The organism is Protofrankia symbiont of Coriaria myrtifolia, from assembly GCF_900634755.1.
GTDB lineage: Bacteria > Actinomycetota > Actinomycetes > Frankiales > Frankiaceae > Protofrankia > Protofrankia coriariae.
The window spans coordinates 1-3480 of the sequence record NZ_CAAAFS010000189.1; the positions used below are offsets into that span (position 1 = coordinate 1).

Consider the following 3480-nt stretch of genomic DNA (forward strand, 5'->3'; position numbering starts at 1 on the left):
CCCGGGGGCGGACGGGCGGGCGACGGGGGCGCCGGTGTCGGTACCCCGCTTCCAGCGGTGCTGCGGATGCGGGCGGCGGGGCCGGTTACGCAGGTCCATGCATCCACTAACGGCCCCGGGCGTCCCCGGATCAACCCTTGACATCAGGGCTGCCCGGCAGGCCCCCGGTTACCCACAGGTGGTCCCCAGCGGCGCGGTGGATACCCACCGCGCCATGAACAGAGCTATCCACATTTTCAGGAGTGTGTGACCGTTCTCACATCCGATCTCGCGTCCGATGAGACGGTTGCGAACGGATCATCCGGCGGGGGTGGACGTACCGGTTGCGTCGCCTGCCGCGTCAGCGCCACCCACGTCGGTACCGCCGGCACCCCCGCTGCCGTCAGGCTCCCGCGACTCCCGTGACGCGCCCGTCGCCGCCGTCAGCCCCTGGGAGCCCGAGAGGCCCGTCACGCCGGCGGATCCACGCCGCGCCGCGGCCTGCCACGGCGACACCGCACCAGCGGTTCCCACCGGCTCGGTGGCCTCCCAGACCTGCCGCCAGCGCGCCTTCCGGGCGGACCGCGCGGCCCGGGCCGGCACCGCCGGGCGCTCCCGCGCCGCACGCAGCGAATCCCACCAGGACGTGGCGTCCTCGTCGATCAGCCGGGACACCTCGGCGAAGATACGGCCGGTGAAGGAACGCAGGTCGCTGTCGGCGGGATACAGCGGCCGGCCGAACCGCACCGACACCCCCGGCCGGCCCGGAACCGTCCAGGCCCGGCCCCGCGGCATCGCACCGAAACTGCCGCGGATACCCACCGGCACCACCGGCACCCCACAGGTGATCGCCAGATGCGCCGCGCCGAACCGGAAGCGAGCGAGCTGGCCGTCCTTCGACCTGGTCCCCTCCGGGAAGATGACCAGATTCCAGCCGCCGGCAAGCAGGTCGGCGGGTGCGCTCGACGGCGCCCCGCCCCGGCGTTCGATCGGCACGGTCGCGAACAGGAAGGCCGTGCCCAGACCCCGCCACCAGCTGTCGAAGAAGTAGTCGGCGGCGGCGGCCACCGCCGTGTGGTCCCGGATGTCCCGCGGCAGCGCGCACAGCAGCAGCGGCGCGTCCAGATGGCTGGAATGGTTCGACACGAAGACCGCGGGCGTGCGCAGCCCCTCGATCGCGTCCAGCCCGGCCACCGACAGGGACAGGTTCGCGTCCAGCATGGGCCGCATCCCGAACTCCAGCGCGGCGACCCGGGCCGCCCGCATCGCCGGCGTGCGCGCCCACGACGTGGGGAACTCCCGGGCCCGCGGCGCCGGCTGGTACGGCCGCGCCGAGGCGGGCACCGGTGGGCGCGACGCCCACCGCCAGCCGCGTGCCATCTCACGCAGCCCGATCCCCGCCGGGCGCTGCCGGCCGCCCGGCGCCGTCACCGCACGTCCGCGATGGCGTGCGGCGGGGAGTGCAGATAGGTCAGGGACGGAGCCCGCCCCACCGTGGACGAGATCATCTCAAGCGCGTCGGCCAGCGTGGACGCGGCCCGGAAACCCATCCGCGAGCAGGCCGCCCGGTCACCGCCGACCCACACCACGTCCCCGAGATGGTCCAGGGCGTGCGCGCCCCAGTACCACATGTAGAACGGGTGCACACCGTGATAGGCATGGGACGTCCGGTACAGGTGGATGTACCAGGGGTCGGTGGCGTACTGCTTCTCGAAGGTCGCCTCGATCGTCGCCGGGTCGGTGGACTCGGCGAGCACCTCCTCGAAGAAGTCCACATACGACGGATGGTGCAGCTGGGAGAACTCCGGCGTCACCGGATGGTAGAGGATCATCGCGCCGCCGCGGCGCACCAGCGGCCGGCCCCGGTACATGTTGAAGAAGTACCCCAGGCCCAGGCACATCGCGAGAATCGGGTTCATCACCGAGTTGACGTTGTACGGCCCGAGATACGGCAGGCCGGCAACGAGGACGTCGCTCTGCCCATCGACCTCGACGAGTTGCTGGCGGTGCACGTTGGCCAGGGTCTTCGCGTGCACGGCCTCGGTCTCACCGGCGTGCACGCCGGTTACCCCGTAGTCCGCGACCAGGTCCTGGAAGATCCGGCGGCGGGGACGCGTCGGCATGGTGGCCAGCCCCCGCGACAGCCCGAACGCCATCGCCTGGTCACGCACGGACCACTCCCACTCCCGTTTGGTGAGGAATCCGTACCGGGCCGGGAACGCGGCGTTGTTCACCGTCGTCTCCACCGTGAAGATCTTCAGGTGGTCGGCGAGCAGCCGGCCCATCCGCCACGCCGAGGAGTGCATGGCCGAACGGGTGTGGTCCATGAACGACCGTGAGTGCACCATGGTGTGGCTGTTGTGGTGGTGGCGCAGACTGTTGTACGACGCCAGCCCGATCGGCACCGACTTGTGCCCGCCGTCCATCGCCACCAGGTTGACGTTGACGTAGACCAGCAGGTCCGACTCGGCGGCCCGCCGGTTGATCTCGACGTCCTCGCCGTTCTCGGTCAGGCCGACGTGCAGCAGGTTGTCCCTGTCCTCGGCGTCGTGGTTGTAGAGGTTGTCCGGCCAGAACGAGCGGAACACCCGCTCCCCGACGGCCCGCTCGATCTCGGCGGCGGTCATCCGGCGGTGCAGGGCGTTCGCCACGATGAGCACCACATCGTCGACCCCGGCCTCGGCCGCGAGCGTCAGCACCTGCTCGATCACCCGCTGGCGGATGTCGGGCCGGCGCATCGGCGGCAGCGGGATCGACAGGTCGTCGAAGGCGATCGTCAGCCGCATCCCCGGCCGCAGCAGCGCCCGCAACGGCTCGCTGTTCTCCGGCTCGGCCAACGCCCGGCTGATCGCCGCGTCGACGTCCGGCAGCGCCGGCAGCGACTCCGGCGGGTAGAGCACCCGGGTACCCAGCGGAAAACGTTCCAGCCCGAACCCCTCACCCTGGTGGACGAGCAGCGGAGGAGTCCGCTCATCGACTTCGAGCACGAACCCCGGTCTCACCTGTGCGATCCCCTCACGCGTGGTTTCAGCCGAACGACACTGGGTTGCCGTCGGCGTCCTGGAATAAGCGTCCCAGCAGAGGCCACAGTGCCTGCGGGCAGGCCCCGTCCGTCTCTTCTGTGCCCTGTCACGTTCCGTGCCCCGTCACGGCGTCATCAGGTCGAAGGCAACCTTGACCGCTCCCAGCCGTCCGGCGGACAGCGCATGGTCCAGCGCGTCCCGCCAGCGGTCCAGCGGATAGGTGGCCGACAGGATCCCGTCCAGCGGCGCGGACGCGGCGAGCTCGAGGGCCCGGTCGAAGTCCGACCGCTCCCGTGGCCGCCCGCCCGCATGCCCGTTCACCTGGTTGTCCGGCCGGTCGTCCGAATGGGCGTCCAGCCGGACGGCCGGATGGGCGGCCGTGCCGGCGGACGAGGCGTAGGCGCCCACCAGCTCCAGCTCGCGGAACCACAGCGGGGTCAGGTCCACCGACCCGGTGGGCACCCCCGACAGCACCACC

General features: G+C 71.5%; 2 protein-coding genes and 1 pseudogene. All 3 read right to left on the minus strand.

Features of this window, described 5'->3' with window-relative positions:
* Positions 1-297: 297 nt before the first annotated feature.
* Positions 298-1410 carry a lysophospholipid acyltransferase family protein gene (locus tag CM1CMNOD_RS10770; RefSeq protein ID WP_013873679.1) on the minus strand — a complete coding sequence of 371 codons (1113 nt, stop codon included), beginning with the start codon at positions 1408-1410 and terminating at the stop codon, positions 298-300.
* Positions 1407-2966 carry a lactate racemase domain-containing protein gene (locus tag CM1CMNOD_RS10775; RefSeq protein ID WP_013873680.1) on the minus strand — a complete coding sequence of 520 codons (1560 nt, stop codon included), beginning with the start codon at positions 2964-2966 and terminating at the stop codon, positions 1407-1409. The genes CM1CMNOD_RS10770 and CM1CMNOD_RS10775 overlap by 4 nt, the downstream gene beginning before the upstream one ends.
* Positions 2967-3125: 159 nt before the next feature.
* A pseudogene (locus CM1CMNOD_RS10780) lies at positions 3126-3480 on the minus strand (zinc-binding alcohol dehydrogenase); the annotation flags it as partial.